Source organism: Pseudomonas artemisiae, assembly GCF_057128685.1.
Genome location: NZ_JBSKHS010000004.1, coordinates 148,606 through 175,409 on the forward strand (window position 1 = coordinate 148,606; position 26,804 = coordinate 175,409).

The 26,804-nt window shown below is 60.5% G+C and carries 23 protein-coding genes and 2 pseudogenes; 15 read left to right on the forward strand and 10 right to left on the reverse strand.

All coding sequences use genetic code 11. The annotated features are described in order from the left end of the window. Positions 1-29: 29 nt before the first annotated feature. A pseudogene (locus ACWKV4_RS06840) lies at positions 30-794 on the reverse strand (PAS domain-containing protein); the annotation flags it as partial. Positions 795-1,085: 291 nt separating this feature from the next. Between ACWKV4_RS06840 and ACWKV4_RS06845 the strand changes: the two are divergent. The 3 genes from ACWKV4_RS06845 (at position 1,086) to ACWKV4_RS06855 (ending at position 4,409) form a co-directional block, all read left to right on the forward strand. After that, positions 1,086-2,072, forward strand: coding sequence for a zeta toxin family protein (locus tag ACWKV4_RS06845; protein ID WP_483831319.1), 987 nt, complete (start codon positions 1,086-1,088; stop codon positions 2,070-2,072). A gap of 247 nt (positions 2,073-2,319) precedes the next feature. Next, positions 2,320-3,414: an ATP-binding protein gene (locus tag ACWKV4_RS06850; RefSeq protein ID WP_483831320.1), complete on the forward strand. Its 1,095-nt coding sequence runs from the start codon at positions 2,320-2,322 to the stop codon at positions 3,412-3,414. Between the two features lie 44 nt (positions 3,415-3,458). Then, positions 3,459-4,409: a DNA/RNA non-specific endonuclease gene (locus ACWKV4_RS06855; protein ID WP_483831321.1), complete on the forward strand. Its 951-nt coding sequence runs from the start codon at positions 3,459-3,461 to the stop codon at positions 4,407-4,409. 104 nt (positions 4,410-4,513) lie between these two features. Here the strand turns inward: ACWKV4_RS06855 and ACWKV4_RS06860 are convergent, their stop codons facing one another. Continuing rightward, complete coding sequence (locus tag ACWKV4_RS06860; RefSeq protein WP_483831322.1) at positions 4,514-5,314, reverse strand: ParA family protein; 801 nt, start codon at positions 5,312-5,314, stop codon at positions 4,514-4,516. 176 nt (positions 5,315-5,490) lie between these two features. Here ACWKV4_RS06860 and ACWKV4_RS06865 point away from each other — a divergent pair, with 176 nt between their 5' ends. Next, the gene (locus tag ACWKV4_RS06865; RefSeq protein ID WP_483831323.1) at positions 5,491-7,362 is read left to right on the forward strand and encodes a pyruvate kinase; all 1,872 of its coding nucleotides are present in this window, start codon (positions 5,491-5,493) and stop codon (positions 7,360-7,362) included. Here the strand turns inward: ACWKV4_RS06865 and ACWKV4_RS06870 are convergent. Next, complete coding sequence (locus tag ACWKV4_RS06870; RefSeq protein WP_483831324.1) at positions 7,337-8,101, reverse strand: CHAD domain-containing protein; 765 nt, start codon at positions 8,099-8,101, stop codon at positions 7,337-7,339. The two genes, ACWKV4_RS06865 and ACWKV4_RS06870, sit on opposite strands and share 26 nt — an antisense overlap. 84 nt (positions 8,102-8,185) lie before the next feature. Further along, positions 8,186-9,325 (reverse strand): HPP family protein, encoded by a 1,140-nt coding sequence (locus ACWKV4_RS06875; protein WP_483831325.1) that lies wholly within the window; start codon positions 9,323-9,325, stop codon positions 8,186-8,188. Positions 9,326-9,544: 219 nt separating this feature from the next. Here ACWKV4_RS06875 and ACWKV4_RS06880 point away from each other — a divergent pair, with 219 nt between their 5' ends. Next, positions 9,545-10,087 carry a cysteine hydrolase family protein gene (locus ACWKV4_RS06880; protein ID WP_483831326.1) on the forward strand — a complete coding sequence of 181 codons (543 nt, stop codon included), beginning with the start codon at positions 9,545-9,547 and terminating at the stop codon, positions 10,085-10,087. A gap of 3 nt (positions 10,088-10,090) precedes the next feature. Next, complete coding sequence (locus ACWKV4_RS06885) at positions 10,091-11,077, forward strand: GlxA family transcriptional regulator (protein ID WP_483831327.1); 987 nt, start codon at positions 10,091-10,093, stop codon at positions 11,075-11,077. Between the two features lie 33 nt (positions 11,078-11,110). Here the strand turns inward: ACWKV4_RS06885 and ACWKV4_RS06890 are convergent, their stop codons facing one another. The 4 genes and pseudogenes from ACWKV4_RS06890 to ACWKV4_RS06905 all read right to left on the reverse strand — a co-directional run bounded on the left by ACWKV4_RS06890 (position 11,111) and on the right by ACWKV4_RS06905 (position 14,955). Beyond that, the gene (locus ACWKV4_RS06890; protein ID WP_483831468.1) at positions 11,111-11,818 is read right to left on the reverse strand and encodes a methyl-accepting chemotaxis protein; all 708 of its coding nucleotides are present in this window, start codon (positions 11,816-11,818) and stop codon (positions 11,111-11,113) included. A gap of 153 nt (positions 11,819-11,971) precedes the next feature. Beyond that, a pseudogene (locus ACWKV4_RS06895) lies at positions 11,972-13,114 on the reverse strand (HAMP domain-containing protein); the annotation flags it as partial. A gap of 105 nt (positions 13,115-13,219) precedes the next feature. After that, entirely contained in the window at positions 13,220-14,266 is a 1,047-nt protein-coding gene (locus ACWKV4_RS06900; RefSeq protein ID WP_483831328.1) for an SDR family oxidoreductase, read from the reverse strand. After that, positions 14,263-14,955 (reverse strand): type 1 glutamine amidotransferase domain-containing protein, encoded by a 693-nt coding sequence (locus ACWKV4_RS06905; protein ID WP_483831329.1) that lies wholly within the window; start codon positions 14,953-14,955, stop codon positions 14,263-14,265. The genes ACWKV4_RS06900 and ACWKV4_RS06905 overlap by 4 nt, the downstream gene beginning before the upstream one ends. Positions 14,956-15,073: 118 nt before the next feature. On the opposite strand from ACWKV4_RS06905, the gene ACWKV4_RS06910 reads away from it, so the two are divergent. From ACWKV4_RS06910 to ACWKV4_RS06925, 4 genes are all read left to right on the forward strand, one after another. Further along, positions 15,074-15,460: an ester cyclase gene (locus tag ACWKV4_RS06910; RefSeq protein ID WP_483831330.1), complete on the forward strand. Its 387-nt coding sequence runs from the start codon at positions 15,074-15,076 to the stop codon at positions 15,458-15,460. A gap of 140 nt (positions 15,461-15,600) precedes the next feature. Next, positions 15,601-16,074, forward strand: a complete 474-nt coding sequence (locus ACWKV4_RS06915) for an EamA family transporter (RefSeq protein WP_483831331.1) — start codon at positions 15,601-15,603, stop codon at positions 16,072-16,074. Beyond that, a complete protein-coding gene (locus ACWKV4_RS06920; protein WP_483831332.1) occupies positions 16,026-16,532 on the forward strand; it encodes a DMT family transporter in 507 nt (168 codons plus the stop codon). The genes ACWKV4_RS06915 and ACWKV4_RS06920 overlap by 49 nt, the downstream gene beginning before the upstream one ends. 138 nt (positions 16,533-16,670) lie before the next feature. Continuing rightward, positions 16,671-17,216, forward strand: coding sequence for an LbetaH domain-containing protein (locus ACWKV4_RS06925; RefSeq protein ID WP_483831333.1), 546 nt, complete (start codon positions 16,671-16,673; stop codon positions 17,214-17,216). 125 nt (positions 17,217-17,341) lie between these two features. Here ACWKV4_RS06925 and ACWKV4_RS06930 read toward each other — a convergent pair whose 3' ends face one another. Next, complete coding sequence (locus ACWKV4_RS06930; RefSeq protein ID WP_483831334.1) at positions 17,342-18,760, reverse strand: sugar porter family MFS transporter; 1,419 nt, start codon at positions 18,758-18,760, stop codon at positions 17,342-17,344. 322 nt (positions 18,761-19,082) lie between these two features. Between ACWKV4_RS06930 and ACWKV4_RS06935 the strand changes: the two genes are divergently transcribed. The 4 genes from ACWKV4_RS06935 to ACWKV4_RS06950 all read left to right on the forward strand — a co-directional run bounded on the left by ACWKV4_RS06935 (position 19,083) and on the right by ACWKV4_RS06950 (position 24,424). Continuing rightward, complete coding sequence (locus tag ACWKV4_RS06935) at positions 19,083-19,781, forward strand: polysaccharide lyase family 7 protein (protein ID WP_483831335.1); 699 nt, start codon at positions 19,083-19,085, stop codon at positions 19,779-19,781. Positions 19,782-19,948: 167 nt separating this feature from the next. Beyond that, positions 19,949-21,898, forward strand: a complete 1,950-nt coding sequence (locus ACWKV4_RS06940) for a putative bifunctional diguanylate cyclase/phosphodiesterase (RefSeq protein WP_483831336.1) — start codon at positions 19,949-19,951, stop codon at positions 21,896-21,898. 264 nt (positions 21,899-22,162) lie between these two features. Then, entirely contained in the window at positions 22,163-23,764 is a 1,602-nt protein-coding gene (locus ACWKV4_RS06945) for a calcium-binding protein (RefSeq protein WP_483831337.1), read from the forward strand. A 96-nt stretch (positions 23,765-23,860) separates the two neighbouring features. Then, a complete protein-coding gene (locus ACWKV4_RS06950; protein ID WP_483831338.1) occupies positions 23,861-24,424 on the forward strand; it encodes a cupin domain-containing protein in 564 nt (187 codons plus the stop codon). 104 nt (positions 24,425-24,528) lie between these two features. Here the strand turns inward: ACWKV4_RS06950 and ACWKV4_RS06955 are convergent, their stop codons facing one another. Beyond that, positions 24,529-25,140 carry a cyclodeaminase/cyclohydrolase family protein gene (locus ACWKV4_RS06955; RefSeq protein WP_483831339.1) on the reverse strand — a complete coding sequence of 204 codons (612 nt, stop codon included), beginning with the start codon at positions 25,138-25,140 and terminating at the stop codon, positions 24,529-24,531. Between the two features lie 182 nt (positions 25,141-25,322). Between ACWKV4_RS06955 and ACWKV4_RS06960 the strand changes: the two genes are divergently transcribed. Continuing rightward, positions 25,323-26,804, forward strand: coding sequence for an alginate export family protein (locus ACWKV4_RS06960; protein ID WP_483831340.1), 1,482 nt, complete (start codon positions 25,323-25,325; stop codon positions 26,802-26,804).

Below are 26,804 nucleotides of genomic sequence, written 5' to 3' on the forward strand. Positions count from 1 at the left end.
ACGGCGATTTCCCCGTTCACCTGGTCGGTGATGACCGTGGCGAACTTGACGATCTTGACCAGGCGGTCGCTGGCGTCGAACACCGGGTTGTAAGAGGCCTCCAACCATACCGTGCGGCCTGCGGCGTCCAGGCGCTTGAAGCGGCCGGCAACGAACTCACCCGAGCGCAGGCGCTCCCAGAACTGCCGGTATTCTTCGGAGCTGGCATCTTCGGGGGTGCAGAACTGCCGGTGGTGTCTGCCTTTGATTTGCTCCAGGCGCACACCCATCGCTTGCAGGAAGCGGTCGTTGGCTTCCAGCACATGGCCTTGTAGGTCAAATTCAACGACCGCGGTGGAACGCATCAGTGCCTTGATCATGCCTTCCTGCATACGCGAGGTTTCAATGGTCCGGGTCAGGTCGCTGGCATAGATCACAAAAGAGGTCAGGGCGTTGTCTGAGCGGCGAATAGGGTGCAGCAGCACCCGCAGCCAGGCTTCTTTGCCATCTTTGCGCAGTAGGCGCAAGGCGCCGCTGAAGTTGTCGCCGTTGCGCAACGCACCCCACACCCGGCGATGAAAATCATCATGACGTACATCCTCCGGCACCAGCTCCGACAACGGCCGGCCCTGGAGCTCACTTGAGCGATGGAGCATCTCGCGCTCGAAGTTGGCGTTGACAGTCTCGATCTTTCCTTCGGCATCGAGGTGCATCACGATCATGTCCTCGTCCAAACCATGCCGGACTTGCTTGAACGATGCTAATTCTTCACGAAGGGTAGCCAGTTCTGTTTTGAGTTGGTTGTTGAAGAACATGATGCGGGCCTATGCCAAAGTGGGAGGTGACGATTTAGCATCGGCGGCTTATTTGTACACTTTAGCCTGTGTGTACAAATACCGACAGGTGGAAAAGCGCAATCTTTTAGCGCGCTTAGCAATGGACGCCGCAGGCTTCCCGTTCGCTGACGCGCGGTGCCTCGTCATGGAGAGACTGCGGTCTGAACAGGCCCGAACCTGTAACGGTGGTATATCTACTTACCGCCCAGGCGCCGTTATGGGCCGTAGAGTGCTCGCCAGCTACTTTCGGCAGCTTTCGAGATCATCATCATGACGGCGTTATACCCCTATACCGAAGCGGACTTGGATAAGGCGTTCAGCAAGCTTAGCGGATCGCTTTTCGGCATTACCCGGGATTCTCCATGTGGGGGCTGCGAGCCCAGCCCCAAAATGCTAATCGTGGCAGGTGCCCAGGGCTCTGGCAAAACCTACCTGCTGGAGAACAACCTGCTGCCAAGCGGGCGTTATGACAACTATGTGCGGCTGTACCTTCCTGCCTTTCGCAGGCTGCATCCTCGTTATGCAGAGATGGAAGACAAGGGCGTTCTTCACGTATATGAGCACACCGAGCCGTTTGTGTGGGCGCTAGGCCACAGGGTATTCACCTATGCCTTCGCCAACCGATACAACATCATCATGGAAACCGCGCTGGACAGTCCGAATTTTGCGACCTTCCCCCCCAGTGCGGTGGAGGCAGGCTACCAGTTCGAAGTGCACTTGATCGCCTGCCAGAAGGAATTCAGTCACTGGGCAACCCTGGACCGTGGCGTTAAGAGTATCGAACAGGGCGAGCTTGAGCGTTTCCTGCCTTTATCACAGATAGAAGCTTCACAGCTCAATGCCCGGGCGATCTTGGATGCATTCGAGGATGCCTGCACTCAAGTCCCGGGCTCTAAGATTACCCTGTATCACCGTGGCATGCAGACGGACATGGAAAGCCTACCGCTGTGCCATAGCCGCTGTAACGCGCCCTTGCAGCTCACACCCGAACCCGATCATGAAGGCAGACCCTTCGCTCGTTTGCCCGATGTAAATGCCTCTTTCAGCATCGTTCGTAATCCGCAGGCGAATTTCCCTTGTTCCTATCTTCAGTATGCTCAGGTGGTGCATGCGGGCATGATCGACCCGGACGTGCGGGGAAAAATGGTTAAGTCCAGTTGCAAGACCCTGAATCGAGCGCAGGCCCTACTGCCCAAGGTCCCTGCCGATGTGTTTCGCGAGTTGAGTCTCTATGTACTGAAATACGTATACCCCTAAATGAGTTGCCCCAGAATGAACTGTGGCTTGGCTGGGGTAGAGCACTTAACTACCCCAGCCCGGGCGGGTGCTGGGCGTGGCGCCGCAGGAATTAGCTTGGCTACAATAGCGTTGCGCCTATGCAGGAGCCCCCTGAGGCGGTAAATTCTGCGCTCGACCCAGGGCTGAACACTGCACCGCACGCGGGGTGCGCTCAGGTGTTCTTCCTCTTCAGGCATGCATCGACGGGCTGTCGCTGATCGAAACGATGGCACCGATTCACCCCGAAGATGTTCCTGGCGCGGCCGAGGCCATCGAGTTGGCCTTGCGCGACCGCGCCACGGCGTTGCTGCGCATGTTCACCGAGGCCGTGCCTGGGGTGGTGTACGCCAAAGATCGCCAAGGCCGTATGTTGGTGGACGTCACCGCCCGCGAGCAGGCCGAAGCAGCGGTGTTGGAGCTTAACGCTACCCTGGAGCAGCGGATCAAGGGCGCGGTCCACGAGCGTGAGCAAGCCCAGGACGCATTGCGTCAGTCCCAAAAGATGGAAGTGGTCGGGCAGTTGACCGGTGGCATCGCCCATGACTTCAATAATCTCCTGGCCGGTATTTCGGGTTGCCTGGAAATGCTGCCTAAAAAACTCGACCAGGGGCGCTTCGATGACCTTGGCCGCTACGTGACGGTTGCGTTGGGGGCAGTCCAGTGCGGCGCCGCGTTGACGCACCGCTTGCTGGCGTTTTCCCGCCGCCAGGTGCTGGCTCCCCAGGCCACGGCTGTCAACGCACTGATCAGCGGCATGCATGAGCTCATTCAGCGCGCCGTAGGCCCTTCCATCCACCTGAGCGTCAGCGGTCAGCCAGGGCTGTGGCCGGCATTGATCGATCCAGGGCAGTTGGAAAATGCCTTGCTCAACCTATGTGTCAACTCGCGAGATGCGATGCCCAATGGCGGGCGGATCTCTATCACCGCCAGCAACGAAACCGTGGATGCAACCCTGGGCATGGCCCTGGACCTGGCACCAGCGCAATACCTAAGAATCAGCGTGGTCGACAACGGCGTGGGCATGGATGCGAGCATCGTCAGCAAGGTATTCGAGCCGTTCTTCACCACGAAGGCAATCGGCGAGGGTACTGGCCTTGGGCTGTCCATGGTTTATGGCTTCGCCCGCCAATCAGGTGGGCAGCTGAACATCTCATCCACGCCGGGGCAGGGTACGACCGTCGAGCTTTATCTGCCGCGCTTCGAGGGCCAGGTAGAGACCAGTACCCCCGACCAAGCCATGGGTTCTCCGGCGCCAACGGTGAGCGATATTACCGTGCTGGTGATCGAGGATGACCAGGCCGTGCGCCTGATTGTCATCTAACTGTGCTGCACTGCCGGGGCCCTCATTTTAAAAAGGACGTTCCGGTGCCCGCGCGCAAGCCTTCGTTGCAATTGGAATACCGGCCTCGGTTGGCCGACCTTAACCCTGTGCTCTCCGCCCGTGCTGGCCTGCTTCAAGACGCCAGGGGCGGGGAAAGCGCACGGGTGACCCCTGCCGAGGCGCTACAGGGCCGAGGGGGGTATGCGCCAGAATTTCTGGGTGACTTCGTGGTGCCTTGGCCCAGCGCCAGCGAGACCGTTAGCGCCGACCTTTACCCAATCGACGGGCAGGACGGGCAGTTGCGCTATACCCATTTTTCCGTTGCCATGTCCCGTGCCCGGCGCATGGCGCGCTGGGTGGGGGTCAATATCGACGGCAAAGCCCATGTAGAAGTGCCGCGCAGCCGTGACAGCTGGGCCTATGACGGGCGTTTGCCCGTGGACGCTCAAATCGGTGATGCCCTGTATGCCGGCAATGGCTTGGATCGCGGCCACCTGGTGCGCCGTCAAGACCCTAACTGGGGCCCGGAGGCAAGCACCGCCAACGCAGATACCTTTCACTTCACCAATTGCTCGCCACAAATGAGCGCCTTCAATCAGAAAACCTGGCTGGAACTGGAAGACTATATTCTGGACAACACCCAGCGTTGGGAAGCACGGGCCACTGTCTTTACCGGGCCGGTGTTCAACGACAACGACCGCGTGTATCGCGGCGTGAAAATCCCGGAAGCCTACTGGAAGGTTGTGGCCTATCTGGGTGACGACGGCAAACCCTCGACCAGTGCCTATATGATCGATCAGAGCCGTGAGCTGGGCCAATTGGACCTGACGTTCGGCGCCCTGCGTACCTACCGGCGAAGCGTGCTGGCTATCGAAGCCCTGACTGGTCTGCACTTCGGGGCGTTGGCGCAATTTGACGGCTTCAGTAACGAAGAACAAGCCACCGGCACACGCATCGAGGCACTGGTGACCGGGCCAGAGAGCCTGTACCTGTAGGTGGCTCGCCTACGCGGGCACTTTGCTGCGCGACGGCGCCTACAGCAATCCCGCTTGCGAAGTGAGGAACAAAACGGTAGCTACGAGTGATGTGGCTGCAAAACCTAATCCCGCGGCCGGCTGTGGCCAAGCCCCTCGGGGTGTTCCAGCACGTGCAGCAGCGCACGGTACTGCTGGGTGAGTTTATGCCGAGGGTCCAGGTACACCAGAGGCAGGCTGCGTTCATGGGACTCGCGCATCTTAACCGAACCGCTCAGGTAGGTGGGCAGCACCGGCAGGCCTTCGGCGATCAACTCGTTGACCAGCTTGGCGTGCAGCGCGGTAGTGCTGGAATATTGATTGATCACGATGCCCTCGACCAGCAGGTGCTCGTTGTGGTCCTCGCGAATGTCTTCTAGGTGAGCCAATACCTGGTACAGCGCCTGGCGCGAAAACGCATCGCAATCGAACGGAATCAGTACCGCGTCAGCGGCGATCAAGGCGCTGAAGGCATAGAAGTTCAGGGCCGGTGGAGTGTCCAGGTAAATACGGTCGTAGTCCTGGGCTACTTCGTCGAGCAGGCGGCGCAGCTTGTTGATTTTGAACTTGGCCTCCAGTTTGGGCTGTAGATCGGCCAGTTCCTGGCTGGCGGTGATCAGGTGCAAGTTGCGGTGAGGCGTTTCCACTATCTTAACCCGGTTCTTTTTGCCACCGGTGCCAGAAGCGAGAATCTGCTTGAAGAAGTCGGCGATGCCTGGTGGGATATCGTCGCCAATCAACCCAGTCAGGTAGTGGGTGGAATTGGCCTGAGCGTCCAGGTCTACTACCAGGGTGCGGTAGCCTTCCATTGCGCTGGCGGCAGCCAGATTACAGACGATGCTGGACTTGCCCACGCCTCCCTTTTGATTGAACACCACCCGGCGCATAGGCCTATCCCCTGGAAAAAGACTCCAGTGTAACGGGTCCACTGATACGTGGAAGAAGCAATTACGTGAACTTTATATGTCAGCAGGGGCAACCTGGCGACCGCTGGCAGGGCGCTGTAAGAAAAGCGTAACGAGCTGCGCCTAGCCTTGGCTGAACCGACTTGCCGAGAGCTCTCATGACAGCCATTGCCCCTACCGAACAGGCGGCCCGCGCCAGTGAAATCAGTGCCGCCCTCAGGTCCTTGACGTTCCTGCGCAAAGAGATTGCCTCAGCCGCGGCGATCGACCTATCAGTCATCCACCCTAGTTACCAGGCCAGCGCGGCCAACCTGCTGGGCTATCTTGCACTGCGCCGGCATGACATCCGGGTGCTACAAACGCGCCTGGCGGCCCTGGGGTTGTCGTCGCTGGGGCGCTGCGAGAGCGACGTGCTGGGCTCGGTAGACCGGGTCATTCAGGTCCTGGAGCAGTTGGCCGGCGGTGATGGCCCCGTGGGTACTGAAGCCAGCCTGGCCGCCGCGCCACAGGCAGGTAGCCTTAAGGACCATGCCCTGGCCTTGTTCGGCCCAGAGCCTGAAGGCCGTGCGGCGCGCATCATGGTGACCATGCCTACCGAGGCGACCCAGGATTATGCCTTGATCGAGCGGCTACTCGTGGCAGGCATGAATTGCCAACGCATCAACTGTGCCCACGACGGCCCCGAGCAATGGGCGGCCATGGTGGATCACGGCAGGACCGCCAGCCGTCAATTGGGCAAGCCTTGCCTGGTGGCGATGGACCTGCCGGGGCCGAAACTGCGCACAGGGCCCGTAGGGCAGGGTACGGCGGTGCTGAAGGTACGCCCCGAGCGCGCGGAAACTGGCGCGGTGCGTGAACCGGCCCGGCTGTTCCTCACCGCCGAGCCCTACACGGGCGATGAAACGGTTCGGGTGTCGGCAGAGTTGCTCAGCGGTTGCCAGGTAGGGGACGTGTTCAAACTGCGCGATGCCCGGGAGGCTAAGCGTGCGCTGGAAGTGGTGGAATGCACGCCCCAAGGCTGCTGGGTCACGCTGCATAAAACGGCCTACCTGACCCCTGGGCTGAAGCTCAAGTGCAAGCAACCCAAGGGTGGCAAGCGGGCAGGGCGTATTCTGGAAGTACCGGCGGCCATCGAAACCATCCGCTTGCATGAAGGTGACCTGCTGATGCTCACGCTGGGCGAAGCGCCGGGTGCTTCTGCCTGTGTCGATGCTGCCGGGCAAGTAGTGACCCCGGCCCAGATCGGCTGCACCTCGCCCGAAGTCTTCACCGCCGCTCAGCCTGGCGACCCGATCTGGTTCGACGACGGGAAGATCGGCGGGGTGATAGTGACCGCCTCCCCAGAGGCCCTTGAGGTAAGAATCCAGCATGCGCCCGGTGGGGCAAAGCTCAAGGCTGACAAAGGCATTAACCTGCCAGCAACCGATTTGGGCATCGATGCTCTGGGTGAAGACGATATCAATGCCTTGAACTTCGCCGCTCGCCATGCCGATATCGTGGAGCTGTCATTCGTTAACCGCGCCCGAGACGTGCAACTACTGCTTGAGCACCTTGAACGGCTGAGCGCTAGTCACTTAGGCATGGTGCTAAAGATTGAAACCCGCCAGGGCTTCGAGCAACTGCCTGAGCTACTGCTCGCTGGCATGCGCAACCCGCGCTTCGGGGTGATGATCGCCCGCGGCGACCTGGCGGTGGAGGCAGGCTTTGAGCGCACCGCGGAACTGCAGGAAGAAATGCTCTGCCTGTGCGAAGCGGCCCATGTGCCGGTGATTTGGGCCACCCAGGTGCTTGAGTCCCAGGCCAAGACCGGCGCGCCCAGCCGGGCGGAAATCACCGATGCGGCGATGGGCGTGCGGGCCGACTGCGTGATGCTCAACAAGGGCCCGTACGTGCATAAGGCGGTGGCTACCCTGGATGATCTGCTGCGGCGCATGCAGGGACACCATCAAAAAAAGCGCCACCTGATGCGCAAGCTGAACGTCGCCGAACCACCCATCCGCGAGGTCAGCGCCGAGGCAACAGCGCCTTAAGCTTCTCCAAAGCCACCTCAGCCTGGGCGAGTTCCTTCGCCTGGGCCTGCTCCCAAAGCGGCCGCAGAGGGCGCAGGTCCGGCTCTACCTCTGCCTTCAGGCACCATTGGTGATGGTCATGCCAGGCGCCCAGCGCCGCCTGCACGGCTTTAAGCGCCTTGGCGCCCTTGGCTGACAGCGGCGAGAGCTGGGGGAAGGCTTCGGTAAGGTAACGAGTACGCTTGACCAAGATACGCAGCTGGTGGCGATCGAATTGCGGGTCTTCCACCGCGGCGTGCAGCTTGTAGAAATGCTTGGCCAAGGATTTTTCCACCGCCTTGGTCAAGCGCGCGGCATCGCTGCCCAGCTTGCAGGCCCGAAACGCCTCTGGCCACCGGTCCAGTGCCTTGAACAGCGCATCCAGCGCAGGGGCCTGGGCAATTCGGCTGTAATGAGCCTGCAGTTTCGCTTGGCGGGTGGTGGCAGCGTTGGGGTAACCTCGATGGGTCAGTTCTTCAGCCATCACCTCCAGGTCACGGGAGGGTGTAGTCAGGCGGCCCACATGGGCGGCGGCATCGCGAAGCGCCCCCATGCTGGCCACCCCTCGCACCGGAACCAGCAAGCTACGCAGGCGCCGTACGGCAATGCGCAGGTCATGCAAGGCCTCGGCGTCGGAATCGGCGCGCAGCCGGGCATGAGCACCCCAGAGGGTAACCTCCAAACGAATGATCGCTTCCACGTACTGGTCGGTAAAAGCCATGCAGTGCCCCCTTTAGCAATGATTATTTTCAGACGCATGGCTATACAGACCACCGCTGGGCTCGGCCGTCCCCGCCGCGTTTAATTAATTACGCACCGCTTGGTACAAACGCTTGATCAGGTCCGACTGGGTGATGATGCCCACCAGCCGTTGCTGCCTGTCGATGATGGGGATGTGGCGGTGGCCGTTTTCCGAAAATACCGGAACCAGATCGATCAACAGCCGGTCTTCACTGGCAACGCGCACGGTGCGGGTCATGATGTGCCCTACGGTGCGGGCCTGGGCAGGGCGTGGGCGCACCAACGCGCGCAGGCGCCAGGCCATGCCCTCGTGGACATCCAGGTCGATCTGGCGCATGAAGTCCGCCACCGTGAGGATGCCCAGCAAGTGCCTGCGGCCGTCGACCACTGGCAGTGCTTTGATCCGATGCCTGCGCATCAATGCCCAGGCCTCGCGCAATGGCATTTCTACCCGCGCCGCCAGGGGCTCTCGGGTCATCACGTCGGCGCAACGCACTTCCCCCATGGTGCGCTGATAGGCCAAGGCTTCAACTTGGTCGAGCAACGCTTCTAGGTCGCCGCGGCTGATATCCAGCACCTGGTTGTAGCGGGCCAGTACGGCGTCCAGGTCGCCCCGGTGCAGGCGCGTGGGAGGAACGGCCGTGGTGGGCAGGTAAGGCCAGGGCCGCCGGGTGAGGTTGTTGTACAGCAGCCCGGCGGCCACCAGTAGTACCGCGTCCAGCAACACAGGATTAAAAGCGAAGCTCAATTCACTGCGGCCAGTCAGCACCATCAGCAGGGCCGCGGCGCCGCCCGGTGGGTGTAGGCAGCGCAGGGTGAGCATCACGGCGATCGCCAAACCTACCGCCAACCCCGCGGCCAGGGGTGCGAAGGGAATGAAATTGACGCAGGCAATGCCCACCAAGGCCGACAAGGTATTGCCGCCTACTACTGACCACGGCTGCGCCAAAGGGCTTGAAGGTACCGCGAATACCAGCACCGCACTCGCGCCAAGGGGGGCGGCCAGGGCCAAGGCCAGCGGGCCGTGTTCCCGTGTGAAGGCGGCCAGCAGGGCAACGAACCCAACCCCCAAGCCTGCCCCCACGCAAGCACGTAGCCGCTCTCGAGCATCAATGGAGGGCCGTGCCGGCCATAGCGCGCGTATCAGCGCAGCAAGGCCTGGGCGCACGGGGCCAGTAGGGGGAAGGGGGGCAGGAGCGGACATAGGCAAAACCATAAGCGATTGAACGAAAACCCGGCGGGCCGCCAGTGAACCTGGCTGTACCGGTGTGCCGCCGCAGATGGTAGCCCGGTTTGCAGCCAACCGGCGATGCAATGTCCGAAAACGTCCTGAGTGTGTCTGCCTGCGTGCTGTTGGCCCAGGCTGCTTCACGGTTAGGCTATGCCCTGCGATAGTTACTCTAACCACTGGCCAGGACTTGCCATGACCCTTAGCGCGCTACTTGTGATCGATGCTCAAACCTCATTCCGTCACGCGCCTTATTGGCTCGAAGCGGACCTGCCCGCTTACCTGGAAAAACAACAGGCGCTGATTGACGGCTGCGTTCGGCAGGGCATTCCCGTGGTACGTATTTTCCATGTGAGTGAGCAAGGGCATTTTTCTTTGGCCTCTGGCCATGTGCGAACGCTGGATGAGCTGACCATCGACCCGGCGGTGACCTTTCACAAGTACTATCACAGCGCATTGGCCAGCACGCCGCTGGCCGCCTGGTTGACGCAACGGGGGATTTCCCGGCTAATTGTCAGCGGCATTCGCACCGAGCAATGCTGCGAAACCACTACCCGCCACGCCTCCGACAGCGGCTGGGCAGTGGATTACGTAAGCGAGGCTACCCTGACCTTCCCCATGACCCACAAGGGCACCGGCCGGGTGTACAGCCCAGCGGAGATCCGCGAGCGCACCGAACTGGTTCTGGAGGGGCGGTTTGCCCGTATTTTGACCGTGCCCCAGGCCTTGGAAGGCTAAGCCATGGCCACGCCGGTGTATTTCGTGGTGCTGCCCCAGGTGCTGATGCTCGACCTAGTGGGGCCGGCGGAAGTACTGCGCCTGGCCTCCCGCCTGGCCTGGGACGCCGGCCAAGGCGAGTTGGGCTTCGAACTGCGCTACCTGTGCCCGTTCCCAGACGTACAGAGCTCCATCGGCTTGCCACTGGCGGGCCTGGCCCCTCTGCCAGGCAGCCTGCCAGCGGGCAGCCTGGTGGTGCTGGTAGGTTCGATCCGCCCGGAGCGTTTCGAACAGGGCGCGGCCTATGACGCGGCCAGCGCGCTGCTGACACCTTGGCTACAAAACGTGGTGGCCCCTGCGAACCTGCAGGTGATCTGCGTGTGCAGCGGCGCGCTGAGCGCGGCCCGGGCAGGTTTGCTCGACGGCCGCCAATGCACCACCCACCATGGCCTGTACCTGCAGTTGCAAGCGCTGGCGCCTACGGCCACGGTGCTGGAAAACCGCTTATACGTCACCGACGGTTGCATCAGCAGCAGCGCCGGGGTGACCGCTGGGCTCGATCTGATGCTGCACGTGCTGGCACAGCTGCGTGGCGCGCAGGTGGCATGTGCCGTGGCCAGGGACCTAGTGGTGTATATGCGTCGAGCGGGGAGTGATCCGCAATTGTCCCCTTGGCTGAGTGGGCGCAACCACCTGCACCCGGCCTTGCACCGGGTACAGGATGCGGTAGCAGCCGACCCCGCCGGTGACTGGACCGTGCAACGCATGGCGGGCCTGGCCTTTACCAGCGTCAGGCACCTGGGTCGGCTGTTCAACGAGCAGGCCGGGGTTAGCCCCCTGGATTACCTCAACCGCCTGCGGGTAGCCTTGGCGCGGGAGTTGCTCAGCCACCCTGGCCTGGACATGGAAAGCGTTGCCCAACGCGCAGGCTTTGGCTCGGCCCGTCACCTGCGGCGCATCTGGGCCAAATATGAAGCAACACCGCCATCGAGAAGCCGAACCCTGGCCTGAGCCTCGAACCTGGTTGACCGGTTCGAGGCTGGGTTACCTCAGCTTGAAGCGGCGTACCACCGCGATCAGTGTCTCGTTAGAGGCCGCCAGCGCGGCGGTGCTTTGCTCGCTCTTGGCGCCACCGGCCACCAACTCCTCGACGATATGCCGCACCGCGACCATATTGCGGTTCACCTCTTCGCTCACCGCGCTTTGCTCCTCGGCGGCGGTGGCGATCTGGGTGCTAAGGTCGTTGATACGCACCACCGAGTCGGCCATGCCATCCAGGCCTTCGTTGACCTTGGCGGTTTTCTCGGCGGTGGCTTGGCAACTTTGTTTGGTCTTTTCCATGGCCACCACGGCGGCGCCTACCCCTTGCTGCAAGCGGGCCAGCATCTCGTTGATCTCCGAGGTACTGGCTTGAGTGCGCCCGGCCAAGGCGCGCACTTCATCGGCCACCACGGCAAAGCCTCGGCCTTGTTCCCCCGCGCGGGCCGCTTCGATAGCGGCGTTGAGCGCCAGCAGGTTGGTCTGCCCAGCGATTTCACCGATTACCGCCAGTACGGCGTTGATCCGCTCGGCGTCCTGCTCCATGGCCTGCACCTTGGTGGTGGCCAATTCCACTTCACTGATCAGCTCTCGCACGCTATTGGAGGCGTCGTCTACCACCAGCTTGGAACGGCGGGCATTTTCATTGGCGGTTTGGGTCATGCTGGCGGTTTGTGCAGCATTGCGCGCTACGTCATCGGCGGTGGAGCTCATTTCGGTGATGGCCGTCACCGCTTGGTCTGTTTCGCTGGCATGGCGGGTAAGGATGTGGTTCGTGCCCTGGGCTTGGCCACGTAATTGGTCCACCCCCTGGGCGATAACGGCCGAGGACTCGGACACCTCGGTCAGCAGCTTTTGCAGGTAGACGATAAAGCGGTTGACTGAGTGGCCCACCGCGCCCACTTCGTCCTCGGCGCGGATGATAATGCGCTTGGTCAGGTCAGCATCACCGGCAGACAGGGTATCGATATTGGCCCGCAGCACCGCCAGGCGTTTCATCAACTGACGCAGGGCAAAAACCATGATCAGCAACAGCACGATCACCATAGGGACCTGCAAGGCGGCCAAGGTGGTCAGCACCTTGCGGCTTTGAGCGGTGAGTTCGCGGGTTTGCTGGGCCACGGCCATCGACCAGGGCGTACCCTCGATCGGTTGCAGGAACAGGCTGTACTCCTGGCCATCGGCGCCGGTGTAGGTCTGTTTGGTCACCCCTGCATGAGCTGGCGCTTGCAGGGCTTGCTGCAGCGCTTTGGCAAAGGGGTACTGGGCGGCCAGGTCCGAAAGGTTCTTAAGCACGTTGTTGCCAGGGATCTCTGGCTGGTTGCTCAATACCTTGCCGTCTTTTTCCACGATCATCAGCAAGGCGTGGATTTGTGCTTCCGTGCTCGCGACCAGGTCATTGAAAAAGCCCAGGGTCACGTCGATGGTGGATACGCCATAGGCGGCGCCGTCTTTGGTAATGGCCATGGCGCAGTTGGTGCGTGGCTCCGGGCTGGCATCGTCACGGTAGGCATTGGCCCAGTTGCACTGCCCGGCGGGTGCCTTCAGGCCGCCCAGGTACCAGGGCTGTTCGAAGTAATTCTGGGATTCAGGTGAGTTCCAGTGGGTGTTAACGATCAGCTTGCCACCGCTGTCTCGATGATAGAACGTGCTGTGCTTGGCCCGGCCTGGGGTGCGTTTATCCGGCAGCGGCCAAACCCCACCGCCAAAGACTTTCAGTTCGCCGTACTGGTTGACCAATGCTGGCAGCAAGCGGTCGATAGCGTCACTGTCCAATTGCGGCACGGTTTCGGTGATTACCCGCTGCTGGGCTTGCACCCGTGCCAGTTCGGTCTTGATCACGTTGCCGATCTTGCCACCCTCGTTGATCAGGTGGCGCTCATCGGTCGCTGTGAGCGCGGGGGTGATAAACAGGTGTATACCGACAATGGTCAACACCGCGATCAATAAAATAAAACCGAGGAAGGTTGCGGTGTAGCGGGCTTGAATTGTTTTTATCATAGGGGCCATCCAGGGGAGGGGGTGCTGCCGTTACGCTACTATCGGCCGAGGCAGCATTTACCTTAGCCCCTTTTGCACGCCCCGTTACCCTTGAAACGCTTGGCTTACTGCTGTTTAAAGGGCGATATGCCCCTTGGCCATCAGGCGCCGCAGCGCGCCTATAAACACCTCTTCGTTATTTACGGTTTCAGTGAATCCCGCCCGGCGCACTTTGTTCATGTCCGAGACCATATCGAACTCGGTGTTGAACACGAAATCGCCGAAAGGCCATCCCACCAAGCGCTCGTAGGACAAGGTAGCGAGACCGTGCTTTTTTACCAAACGCGCCCATACATCAGCCAGCCCAGGCATCTGTTTGCTCAAAGAGAACGGCTGGGGCTCGGCCACCTCCAGTTCGAAGGCCGCGGCGACCTTATGCCAGATCCGCTCCCAACGGAAGGGTTCGCCCACCAGGTTAAATGCCTGATTGACCGCCTCGGGGCTCAGCGCAGCCCAAAGGCTTGCCCGTGCCAGCCAATGGGCGTCGGTAACCTGGGCCAGCACCCCACGGTAGGCAGCCTCCGACCCAGGGAAACGCATGGGGACGCCCATTTCCTTGCTCAGGCTCATAAACACACCCATGACCATGGCAATGTTCATAGGGTTGCCGGCTACATCGCCAACCACCACATCTGGCCGCAGGAGGGTCCAGGCCAGGCCATCGCTGGCCTGACGTTCACGCAAAAGGTCTTCCTGGGCGTAATAGAAGTTGGCCGCCACATGGCGTGGGTCTTCTTCATAGAAGGGCGCGCGGGTGGGGCCAAGGTGAACACCGTACACCTTGGCCCCTTGGTAATGAACCACCCGTTGCAATGGCGCGCCCACGGCTTTCAAACCATCGAGCAGGTTGCGTAGCATCGTGGCGTTGATGTGGGACTCTTCGGCCAAGTCGGGGCGGGCTTGCAGCGCGGCATAAAACACATGAGTGGTGTCGGCGGCAGCGGCCAGGGCCGTGCGTGTGGCCTGGGCATCGCTTAGGTCGCAGTCTAGGGTTGGCACCCCCGCTACTTCGGTGCGGCGCATGGCTCGCACCTCCCAACCCGGCGTTTGCGCCAGCGTGTCAACCAAGGCGCTACCGATGATCCCGCTAGAACCGACCACCAGGGCCTTATAGGCACTCATGGTTGCACTTCATTTTTCAAGCGAGCGATCAGCGCCTTGGCGGTAGCCTCGGAGGAGGCTGGGTTTTGCCCAGTGATCAGGTGACCGTCCTCTACCACGTAGCTGGCCCAGTCGGCGCCTTTGGAGTACTCGCCACCCTTGGCCTTAAGCATGTCCTCGACCAAGAAGGGCACTACGTCGGTCAGGCCTACGCCGTGTTCTTCGCTATTGGTAAAGCCGGTAACCCTCTTGCCCTGTACCACGGGGGTGCCGTCCGGTGCGTTCACGTTTTTGAATACCCCCGGCGCGTGGCATACCGCGGCGATGGGCTTGTTGGAGGCATAGAAGGATTCGAGCAGGGTTTTCGAGTCCTTGTTTTCGGCTAAGTCCCACAGTGGGCCATGGCCACCGGGGTAGAACACGGCATCGAAGTCGTAAGGGTCGATGTCGCCCAGCGGAAGTGTGCCGGCCAGCGCTTTTTGCGCGTCGCTGTCGCCCTTGAAGCGTTCGGTGGCCTCGGTCTGGGCGTCTTCGGCATCGCTCTTAGGGTCTAAGGGCGGCTGACCGCCTTTGGGGGAAGCCAAGGTTATTTTGGCTCTGGCGTCCACAAAGGCAAAGTAGGGCGCGGCGAATTCTTCGAGCCAGAAACCGGTTTTTTTGCCGGTGTCGCCAAGCTGATCGTGAGAGGTAAGAACCATCAGGATCTTCATAGTGCGTAGCCTCCAAAGGTAATGAATAGATGCGTCGCATCCTGTGCTATCACTCTCTGAGGCCGCTCGACGGCAGATGTTCATTCAAACCCCAGCCCAAGATAGGAAGCCTGACCCCATGGACCTACATACCCTCTATCGCGCCTACCTTCAGTGCCTGAACGAACGTAGATGGGCGGACCTGGGCGAATTCGTGGATGCTCACGTGCGTTATAACGGCGAGGCTGTTGGCTTGGCGGGCTATCGGGCGATGCTGGAGCAAGACGTCAAGATTATCCCCGACCTGCGCTTCAATCTCAGCCTGCTGGCAGTGGAGCCCCCTCTGGTTGCGGCGAAGTTGTTGTTCGACTGCTCGCCCAGTGGAGCTTTTCTCGGCCTGCAAACCCATGGGCAACGAGTGGCCTTCAGCGAGAACGTGTTTTACACGTTCGAAGCGGGGAAAATCCTGTCCGTGTGGTCGGTGATTGACAAGGCGGCGGTGGAACGCGCGCTGCGGGCAGGCTAACGCAGCCCAGTTGCACCCGCAGCTTACAGGCGGTAAAAGCGAGAGCGAACGAACGCTTGCGATAAGAGAAACACGCCCATGGCGCAAGTGCCATAGCGCTTTTTCGGCTATTGCCCGTTCCAGGAAACCAAGCAGTTCAAATGATCAATATAGGTTGGCGAAGCAGTGAGGGTATCAGTGGATTTTTGCTATGGCGCCGCGGGGAAATGCCGGTGAACGCCAAGCATGGCGCCGGCCATGTTTCTGGCATGTGGTTGATGGCAGCGGTAGCGATGGTGTTCGCAACCCACGATACATTGTCCAAAAGCCTGATCTTCAGCCTGCCAGTACTGTTCGTGGCCTGGGTCCGCTACCTGGTGCACTCGGGGCTAGTGACCGCTGTGATTCTCAAATCACGAGGGGAGCGACGCTTTCATACCCAGCGGCCATGGCTCCATGTGCTGCGGGCGTTTTGCCTGTTGGCGGACAGCCTTACCTTCCTGTTTGGCCTGACCCATGTACCCATCGCGGAATCCACCGCATTGGTGTTTCTTGCGCCAGCGTTCGTTACCCTGCTGTCCCCCTGTTGTTTGGCATTCGGGCCAGCCGTTCTCAGTGGTTGTCTGTCGCGGTAGGTTTTATCGGTGTACTGGTGATCATCAACCCCGCCAGCGATGCGTTTTCGGTGTGGATGCTGTTTCCTCTGGCGACGGCGTTTTTCTTTGCCTTGTACCAGCTATTGACGCAACTGGCGGGTGATACCGATAGCCCCTTGGTCTGTAGCTTCTATGTAGGCGTATTCGCCACCGCGTTGTTGAGTGCCGTGGTGCCTTTTTACTGGGGTTATCCCACCGCAGTGCAGTGGCTGTCATTGATAGTGCTGGGTGGGATGGGGCTGAGCGCGCATGTCCTCCTGTCTAAAGCCTACACCTATGCTTCTTCTGCAATACTGGCGCCGTTGGGCTATCTGCAAATCATTTTCGCGGCAGTCTATGGGGTGGTGCTGTTCAGTGACTGGCCCAATCGGTGGTCGCTGGTGGGCATGGGGCTGATCTGTATCAGTGGGCTTATGGTGTATAAAAAAACTAAATAACCGAAGGGCACTTGTTGAAGAAGTGAGTACGAAAGGTGTGTTCGGCATCCGCTTACGAAGGCCCGTCCAGCGTGACAGCTCGAACGCCCCATGGCACCCTGCGTGCTTTTCGCATAAGCCGCAGGGGAGACGAGTAGCGTGACCTTTCAGGAGCTTGTAGATTTTTGGCGAGTAGAGGTTACCGGGGGTAGCCGCTTTCGCCCCTATCGTTGCTGGCGCAGGATCAGGCGTAAGGAAACCAACCACTATCTATTCTGGTTTCGGCTGGGTCAGTATTTCAGCCGTAAACCCCCCGGCCTGATCAATTACCCGCGCCTTGCCAAACGCATTCAGGTGGCGCTGGTCAGCCGGCATAACATGGATATTTCGCTCGAATCCGACATCGGGATGGGGCTGCGGATCATGCACCGCGTGGGTATCGTTATCACGGGGCGCGCAAAGATCGGCCGGAATTTTGTTATCCGGCAAAACACCACCATTGGCATTGTTGGACGAGAGGTGGGTCTGATCGAAATCGGCGACAACGTTAATTTGGGCGCCAACGTCTGCATAATTGGCGACCACCTGAGGATTGGCAATAACGTCACTGTGGGGGCGATGGCGCTTATCACGAGGAACGTTCCATCCAATAGCCTGTACTACTGCCAAATTACACCCGTCATCCGTGAAATAGATGCCCGTTAGTATCATTCCAAAGCGAAATTATGCGGATTGATAGAAATATCAGTCGCTTGCTGCAATAACCTAGAAACCAAATTAGGCATTCGTTCACCGGGCTAGGGCCAGACCGGTGAGCGAATTTCAAGGACTTACAGCTCTTTCTTCAAGTGCTTTTCAATCTGTTCCAATGACTTGCCTTTAGTTTCCGGTAAACAAAGGTAGACGAAGCCCAGCGAGCCAATGTTGATAGCGGCAAACACAAAGAACGTTGGATTGCCCAGAGCATCGATGGCAATTGGAAAGCTGAACGCTACCGAGGCGTTGAACAGCCATTGCATGGACACCGCCGCGCCAGTGAGCAGCCGGCGCACTTGCATGGGGAACAATTCAGCCATCAACAACCAGTACACCGGCGATACGCACATCTGCATAAAGAGTAGAAACACCAGGATGCAACCCAGTGCCGTATAACTTTGAGCCAGGTTCTGGGGCATGAACATCAGTACGCAGCCCAAGGCTGCTTGCATCAGAATGACCATCACCAGGCCGATCATCAGCAAGTGCCGCCGGCCGTAGCGGCCGATCGCCCAAATGCCCAGCAAGGTTGCGATCACCGACACCACCCCGTTGCCGATGGTGGCGGTGAGGGCTGCATTGGTGCCCATGCCGGTGGTCTTAAGGATGATCGGGGTGTAGTACATAAAGGCGTTGACCCCGGTCAGCTGCGCGGTAAAGCCCAAGCCAATACCGATGAACAACAATTTGATCACCCAGCGTTGGCGCAACAGCTCACCAATGGGTGGGCGAGTATGCGCCTGTTTGGCCTGAGCCCTCATCTCCTCCAGCTCACGATGAGCCTCGGCCTGGGTGTCGCGCAGTTGCTCCAGTACCGCTTCGGCCTCGTTGAGGCGACCCTTGGCGGCCAGCCAACGCGGCGAGGGTGGAACGAAGAAGGTGCCGATCAGCAAGAGCACGCCCGGCACCATGGCAATGGCCAACATATAGCGCCAGATGCCTGGGGTGTGCAGCAAGGCTGCCATGACCGCACTTAACACGTACGCCAATAATTGGCCGCTGACGATCATCAGCTCGTTACGGCTCACCAAGCGGGCGCGGCGCGACGGCCCGGCGATTTCGGCGATAAACACCGGCACGGTGGCCGAGCCGCCGCCGACCGCGATGCCCAGCAGAAACCGCGCGGCAATCATAAAGGGTACCGATGGCGCGGTAGCCGTACCCAAGGCGCCCGCGATAAATAGCACCGACAGTATTCGCAGGGTCAGCCGTCGACCGAAACGGTCAGACACATAGCCACTGGCTAAGGAGCCAAAGGCTGCGCCTACGACCAAGGACGCGGTGACCAACCCCTCGCTGACTGCATTGAGCCCTAGCCCACCTTGATCGATGGGCAAGGTCATAAAGGGCAGGGCGCCGGCGATAATCCCTGTGTCGTAGCCAAAGGCGAGGGCGCCCATGGTCGCCACTAATACAGAAATGAAAATCAGCCGTCGCGCTGATGTCCGCTGCCCTGTAGGGGTACTGGCAGCCGGAGTAATACTTGCAGACATGAACGCTTGAATCCTTAACGTGTGTCAAAAGGTGCGGGTTCGCGGATGTGTGCCTTAGGGCGGCACCTTCGGCGGGAGTTCCCTGATGGCCTGCCTAGAGCGTTCCGCTTGCCGGCGAAGCCCAACGGGAGAGGCAGGTGCCGACTAACGGTCGGCAATTAGGAGTTTTATTTCAATGGGTTAGCACAACCAGACCAGCGGTTTCGGCGGCTTCTACCCCTTGCGCGAACTTGATCTATTCCAATAGTTAACGCCCACCCTGGCAGCTGCCGGGGTCGTGCGCCCAGGACTATTCGATGGATACCTCAGCAGGTGACTTTCCATGGTGGATTTAACTGTCTGGAACTTAAGCGTACCGGTTGGCAGCCCGGCGATCATCGTTGATACCCCGGCCTTGGCCGGAGGCTACAAAGACCCGTACTTCCATGCCGAATCCGGCACGTTGTTCTTTTGGGCGCCGGTGACCGGTTCGGTAACCAAGAGCGCGAAGTTTCCCCGATCCGAACTGCGAGAAACCTACCCCGACGGCCGGGTACACAACTGGAAGTACCCCGATGCCGACAACTTGCTGCGGGCTACATTGATGGTCAATCAGGTGCCCTCCACTGGAAAGGTGGTGATCGGGCAGATTCATCAGTTCGGTAGCAATGAGCCCTTACTGAAGTTGGAGTATCAGTACAAAGAAAAGACCAAGCTGGGCAATATCGTCGCCAAGCTCAGGCCCACCCCAGACCAGGACGAGCCCACGGTCATCCAGATAACCTCTGGCGTACCCTTGGCGGCGCAGTTCAGCTACAGCATTCACCTCAACCCCAATGGCAGCCTGGTGGTCAACGCCGCCAACACTCAGTGGAGCCGGGAACTGGACCCGGCCTGGAAAACCAAGGACCTGTATTTCAAAGCGGGTGTGTATACCCAGGACAACACCGGCTATGCCACCGAGGGTGGGCGAGTCACCTTCTATAACTTGACCGCCGAGCACAATGCGCCGGCCACCGGCGCAGCGCTCACGGCACACTGATGGCAATGCCAGGCCCGCGTCGGGCGGGCCTACCCTCGTCAAGCCATAATCTTTGCCTCAAGAAAACCTCGAGCCAGGCCGATACGCGATCACATGGGTAAGACACCCAAGCCGCATTCGAATCAACCGCCAGCCCCACGCGGGGCGCGCGCTCGAGATATATCGCGATGACTAGACTCCTGCTGGGCAAACTTGCCAGCCTGGTATCGGTGCCCAGCGACAACCCGCGCCTGCTGCGGGCGCAATTCACCGCGCTCTCTGGCCAGCTGCCGATGATGTACCTGGTACTGCTGGTGAACACTTGGGCACTGGCAATCACCCATATGGCCAGCGCGCCAGCCTGGCTGACCCTGGGTGTACCCCTGGTGCTGTCCATCGTGTCCGCCGGCCGTGCGCTGATGTGGTGGCGATTCGCGGGCCGCCTGCCAGACGAGGCTGTGATTCATGCCATGCTTACCCGAACCAACCGCCTGGTGATTTTTATCGCCATTGGTTTTACCGCCTGGTCCTTGGCCCTGTATCCCTACGGCAGCGCCTACGCTCAAGCCCATGTGGCGTTCTTTATGGCCATTACGGTCATTGTCTGCATCTTCTGCATGATGCATTTGCTGCCAGCGGCGCTCATCACTACTGCCGTAGTGGATGTCGCCTTCGTGGTGTTTTTCGCCTCAACCCAGAACCCGACCTTTATCGCCACGGCGATCAATATCCTGCTGGTATCCATCGCCATGCTGGTGGTGTTGCAGAACAACTACCGTACCTTTACCCGCTTGATCAACGTGCAGGCGCAAACCGAACGACTAAGCGATGAAAACCTGCGCCTGGCTAACCAGGACAGCCTGACAGGCCTGCCCAATCGCCGGCAGTTCTTCAGCAATTTGGAGCAGGCTCTGGAGCGGGCCCATGCTCAGGGAACCCGCCTGGCCGTGGGCATTATTGATTTGGATGGTTTCAAACCGGTGAACGACCTGTACGGCCACGGGGTAGGGGACAAGCTTTTGACCCTGGTGGCCCAGCGGTTATCGCTGAATACCAGTGAGACGACCCATATCGCCCGGTTGGGCGGCGATGAGTTCGCGGTCATTCTCACCGGTAATCTGGATGCCGAGCAGGTGTATGCCTTAAGCCGCCAACTGTGCCAGCAGCTTCGCGCAGAATTTGTATTGGCCGCGGGGCCGATTCAAGTGGGCGCTACCCTAGGCGTGGTGATGTACCCACATACCCAAGGCAGCGCCGCCCAGCTGTTCGAATATGCCGACTACGCCCTCTACCAAGGCAAACGCCAGAACCCCGGAGAGCCTTGCCTATTCTCCGCCGCCCACCATCAGCAGCTGCACCAGGACGCCATGACCGAGCAGGCGTTGCGCCGGGCGGACCTGGAGCGTGAGTTCTACCTGCAATTCCAGCCCATCGTCGACGCCTCTACCCATGTAACAGTGGCCTTCGAAGCCCTGGCCCGATGGAACAGCCCAGAGCTGGGCGCGGTGTCCCCAGGGTTGTTCATTCCCGTGGCCGAGCGCAGCGGCTGGATCACTCGCCTGACCTTGCCGTTACTGCGCAAGGCCCTGCTGCAGGCCAGCCAATGGCCGCCGAGTGTGCGCTTGTCCTTCAACCTCTCGGTACATGACTGCGCTTCTAATGAAAGCGTGGGGCAGATCGTTGAGGTAATCCGCAATACCGGGTTTCCCCCCGACCGGCTGGATCTAGAAATCACCGAAACCGCCATCGTCCAGGACATGGGCCAGATGCACCAGGCCATCGCCCAGTTCCGCCAATTAGGTTGCGGCATCTCTTTGGACGACTTCGGCACCGGCTATTCCAGCCTGAGCCAGTTGCATGCCCTGGCGCTGACCAAGCTCAAGATTGACCGCAGCTTCGTCATTGAAATACACCGCAACCCGGCCAGTTACAAGATCGTCAAATCCCTTGTGGCGCTGACACAGGACATGGGCCTGGAATGCGTGATCGAAGGGGTGGAGACCGAGCAGGAGATGGCCGCGCTTACCTGCCTGGGCTGCACCCTGGTTCAGGGCTACCTGTTCAGCCGCCCCATGGCCTTCGACGATACCCTGGCCTGGCTCAGGCACCTGCCACAACCGTGCGGCGAACACGCGTAAGGGGTTGCTGTTGCGGCTTATCACCCCCCGCAGCCTCCGCTATTTTCGCGCGGCAGAGCAACTGACCAAGTCAGCACTACATTGATGTGCCGTACAGGCTAGCCAAACCGGTGCGAACCGAGCCGTGGATGGCCTGGGCGCAAGCGGGCGCCGTGGCCGGTTTATGGGCGCGACGTCGGAGCCCTGAACACGCCACTTGCGGGGCTGCCAAAACCCGCTAGTGTCAGTGCTCCGAACCCATGCTTCATACATCAAGGACGCTCCATGACCCCCTACAACCCTGTCGAAACCGCCAGTTTCGTTACCCGTAACGCGCCCGGCAGCGTCGTCATCGACGTGGCCGGGTTCACCGACACCAATCAGAGCATCAGCGTGCGGCCGGATGGAAAGATTCTGGTGGGCGGGTTCAGTTTTTATGGTGGTGTCTACGAGACCGATTACGACTATAGCGTGGTGCGTTTGAACGCGGACGGCAGCCTCGACCGCAGCTTTGGTACCGACGGCCGCCAGGTGATCAGCGCCGAGGTGTCTATCGATGAAGGCTACAGCCTGACCGTACAACCCGATGGCGCCGTGCTGGTGCAATCGCCTGCGTACGTGAACGGCGAATGGACGTTCCGCCTGACTCGGTTGGACGCCGACGGCAACCCCGACGCGCTGTTCAATGCCAATGCCCGGGCAAGCATTGCGCTAGGTGTCGGCAGCCGCGACGCGGACATCCGGGTCAATGCCGATGGCACCATCCTCTTTAGCCGCGGGGATGAAGGCGCGGTGCTGGTACAGCTCAGGGCTGATGGCACGCTGGATACGTCTTTCGGCACCCAGGGCGTTGCCCATCTGGCCAGTGGCCTGAGCTTCAACGGTGAAGTGCACGCGACCGAACTGGCCACCGGGCAATTCTTGTTGGCAGGGGACTTCGACTCAGGCAGCGGCTACCACTACGGTGTGACCCGGGTGAACGCCGACGGCTCGCTGGACAAGAGCTTTGGCGCGGGCGGGCACGTGGTGTTTGGCAACACTGTGCTGTCTGATTACCGAGGCGACCTGAGCGTGCAAGCGGACGGCAAAATCGTACTGGCTGGCAGTAATGAAGGCTATGCAGACTTCCAAGTGGTCCGGCTCAACGCCAATGGCAGTTACGATAAAAGTTTTGGACAGGGCGGGGTAGCCTCCATCGATACCCAGGGCAGCTATGATTCGGCGCGCTCGGTCACCTTGCTGAAGGATGGCAAAATCCTGGTCGCGGGCGACAGCGTGGTGGACGATAATGACATCGGTGTGGTACGCCTTAACCCCGACGGCAGCCTGGACACCACCTTTGGTAGCGGCAAAGGCTATGTCGTTTCCGGTTCAGCCAATAACGACCTGATCCAAGGCACTTCTGCCAGCGAACAGCTATACGGTTTTGGCGGCGATGACGTGCTGCAAGGCAACGCTGGGCGCGACACGCTCCGGGGTGGGGCGGGCGCCGACGTTTTCCGCTTTGTAGCCCTGGACGACAGCTACCGCACCGCCAGCAAAGGCGCCAGCGATACCATCCATGGCTTCGACCCCAGCGAAGATCGTATCGACCTGGCCCAACTGGGCTTTACCGGCCTGGGCAATGGTCATCGCGGCACCCTGGCCGTACACGTTAACGAGGCCGGTACAAAGACTTATCTGAAAAGCTATGACTACGATGACAACGGCCACCGCTTTGAACTGGCCCTGGTCGGGGATTTCAAGCAGGCCCTGCACGATGCGCAGTTTATCTTCGCCAGCTCCCACGTGGGCGCTCATCTGGCGGCCGAAGGGGCGAACGAGGCTGTGCCAGAGGTGGTGGCGTTAGGTACGGCAGCTATCCCGGAACACGTGGCGTTAGGGTAGGGCTTGAGTAGATTTGGTCATATTCTGATACCGCCCTAGGGTCGGCAGGCCTGGGCGGCGTCGCTATGCTACGGTTTCGTTTTCAAAGGAGGTACCATGCAGCGACTCGCACCAATCAAACGGGTTGTCACCGGTCACGATGGCACCGGCAAGGCGATCATCTCCAGCGAAGGGCCGGTACCTTCGCAGTTTCCCATTCCGATCATCCCAGGCATGTGGTTTCAGGAGGTGTGGAGCACCAAAGGTTTGCCCGTCACCTTGGGTAACGAGCCAGACCCTACCGAAGGCAAGCCGCTGAGCCTTGCACCTGAAAAAGGTGGCAGCCGTATAAGGGTGGTGGATATTCCGCCCGACAGCATCCAGAACCAAGCCAAGGAAGGTGATATCGAGCAGGCCTTCAAGGACGTAGGCCATGGGGGTACACCGCGCGACACCCAGCGCCACAACCTGATGCATCGCACGCAAACCCTGGACTACGGCATTCTGGTACAGGGCGAGCTGTGGCTGATAATGGATGAAGGCGAAACCCTGATCAGGCCGGGAGATGTAGTAGTGCAGCGCGGCACCAATCATGCCTGGAGCAACCGCACCGAAGAAATGGCCCGTATTGTGTTTATTTTGATGGATGGCGCCTACGACCCTGATATTTCTACGCTGTAGTGCCCTCGGCGATCATAGGCAGGCGGCGCCAAACAGTGCCTGCCTGCCTACTTGCCCCTGATTTGAGCCGTAAATCCTAACCTGACTAACCGCTTTCCCAGCGCTTACTCCTGCATGCTGCGCAATGTCTCCAATGCGATCTGCGCACGTTGGGCCAACCCTGCGCGCGCCGCCTCGAACCCCTGCGCGGTGGGCTTATCGGTGAGCAAGGGCAGGTCTTCAGCCAGATTGAGCAACAGCGCCTGTACGCTGGCGTGAATCATCTGGCCACCGGCCAATACGTCACACCGTAGCCCTTGCGTAGCCAGGGGCGCGGCGGCCACCGACAGTTCCAGTGCCTGCTGCGCATCTTCGGCGGCGCGCCGCGCGCCTTCGGTCATGCGCGTTACGTCTGCCTGGCGCTGGGCGTCTTCAGGCTCGGTATGGGGCAGGTCCTCGATAAAACGCCCAAAGGCGCGCATGTCCGCGTCCGCATGTGCGGCCAGCCGAGGCATCAGGGCCTGAGCCTGGTTCAGCAAGCCAGCCAGCGGCGCTGAAGGGTACCGGGCCTGGCTCTTGGCCACGGCCATGGTGACCAAGGCCAACCCCAAGTTGCCGCATACCGCGGCGGTGGCCCCACAGCTGGGAACCGGAGCCTGGCCGGCCAGCGCGTCTCGAAACTCGGCCAGGGGCCAGGCCCAAATGCTGCTATGGCTGGGTGAGGTGACATCGGTCATGGCGCATCCTTCGAAAAGCCGGGTGTAATGCTCTGAGTGCCTGGGCTTCAAATGTTCACCCGCGAGGGGTTGAACGGCATGCATCAGGGACTATTCACCGCGTTGGCCGAAAGCTATTATCGCCGCCGCCTCGAAGACCGGGCCTGCACCCGGCATTATCTGCCTTACTGAAAGGAACGAACATGAAGCACTGGGTCACGGCCGGCGTCGGCGTTGGATGTTCCCTGGCATGGCTGCTGCCCGCTACGGCAGCGCAGCCCGAGGGCAGCCAGTTTGGCTTGGAAATCAAAGCCACTGCACAGTCCGAGGGGGACCGTGACCTGGGTACCGCCTCCGGTGGTGACGTCAATGGCCTAGGCCTTGATCTGCGCCCATGGGCCTACTTCCAGCGTGGCGCCTGGAGCGCCTACGCCATGGGGCAGGCGGTCACGGCCACCGACATCATCGAAACCGATACCCTGCAGCAAAACACCAGTGAAGACGCCCAGATCAGCAACAGCGACCGCGAGCCTAAGAAAAGCTACCTGGCCATGCGTGAGTTCTGGGTGGGCTATCGAGGCCTTACGCCTTACCCGGGCGAACAACTCAAGCTCGGCCGTCAGCGCCTGCGTAACGACGACGGGCAGTGGCGCGACACCAATATCGAAGCCTTGGCCTGGACCTTCGATACCACCCTGCTCAAGGCTAACCTGGGTACCGCTGAGCGCTTCAGCGACTACCGCACCGACCTGAGCGAACTGTCGCCCACGGACAAAGACCGCCTGCACCTGTTCGGTGACGCCGCCTGGCAGTGGAACCCCGGCCAGTGGATCGGGCTGCGTGCCCATCACAGCCGGGATAACGGCAGCCTGGATTATCCGGTGCAGGGGCAGGGCCGCGATCCTCTGGCCAAAACCCAGAACGGCGACTTGACCTGGTTTGGCATTGAGGCCAGCAGCGACGCCTACCGTGCCCGTGGCAATACCAACACGCTCAATTATTGGGCGAGCCTGACGGGCCTTAAAGGTAACCGTGACACGGTCAACAGCCTCGACAGCAACGGCAACCTGCCCAGTGAAGCGTCCACGAATGATCACGTCAGCGGTTGGGCCACCGACCTGGGCGTGCGCTTGCGCCTGGACCCAAGCTGGCAAGTGGGCGCGGCTTATACCCGCGCCAGCGGCGACTACCAGCAAAATGGCCTGGAGAGCAACCGTTCTACCTTCACTGGGGTCAACACCCGAGTTCATCGCTTCGGTGAAGCGTTCCGGGGTGACATGAACAACCTGCAAAGCGCCACCTTGTTTGGCTCCTGGAGCCTTCGCGAGGACTACGACGCCAGCCTGATCTACCACCGCTTCTGGCGGGTAGATGGCGACAAGGGCATTACCAGCCGCGGCGTGGCGGCGGTGGACAACGACTACGACAGCGTAACCAACGCATTGCTGTCGAGCAGCAGCTTGCCGCTGCGCGATGGCGAAAAAGACCTGGGTCAGGAGGTCGACCTGGTGATGACGCGCTATTTCAAGCAAGGCCTGCTGCCTGCGTCGCTGAGCCAAGCCATCGACGAGCCTTCCGCGCTGGTGCGTTTGCGCGGTGGCGTGTTCAAGCCGGGCGATGCTTACGGCAGCCAGGTGGACAGTTACATGCACCGGGCCTTCGTGGATGTGATCTGGCGGTATTGA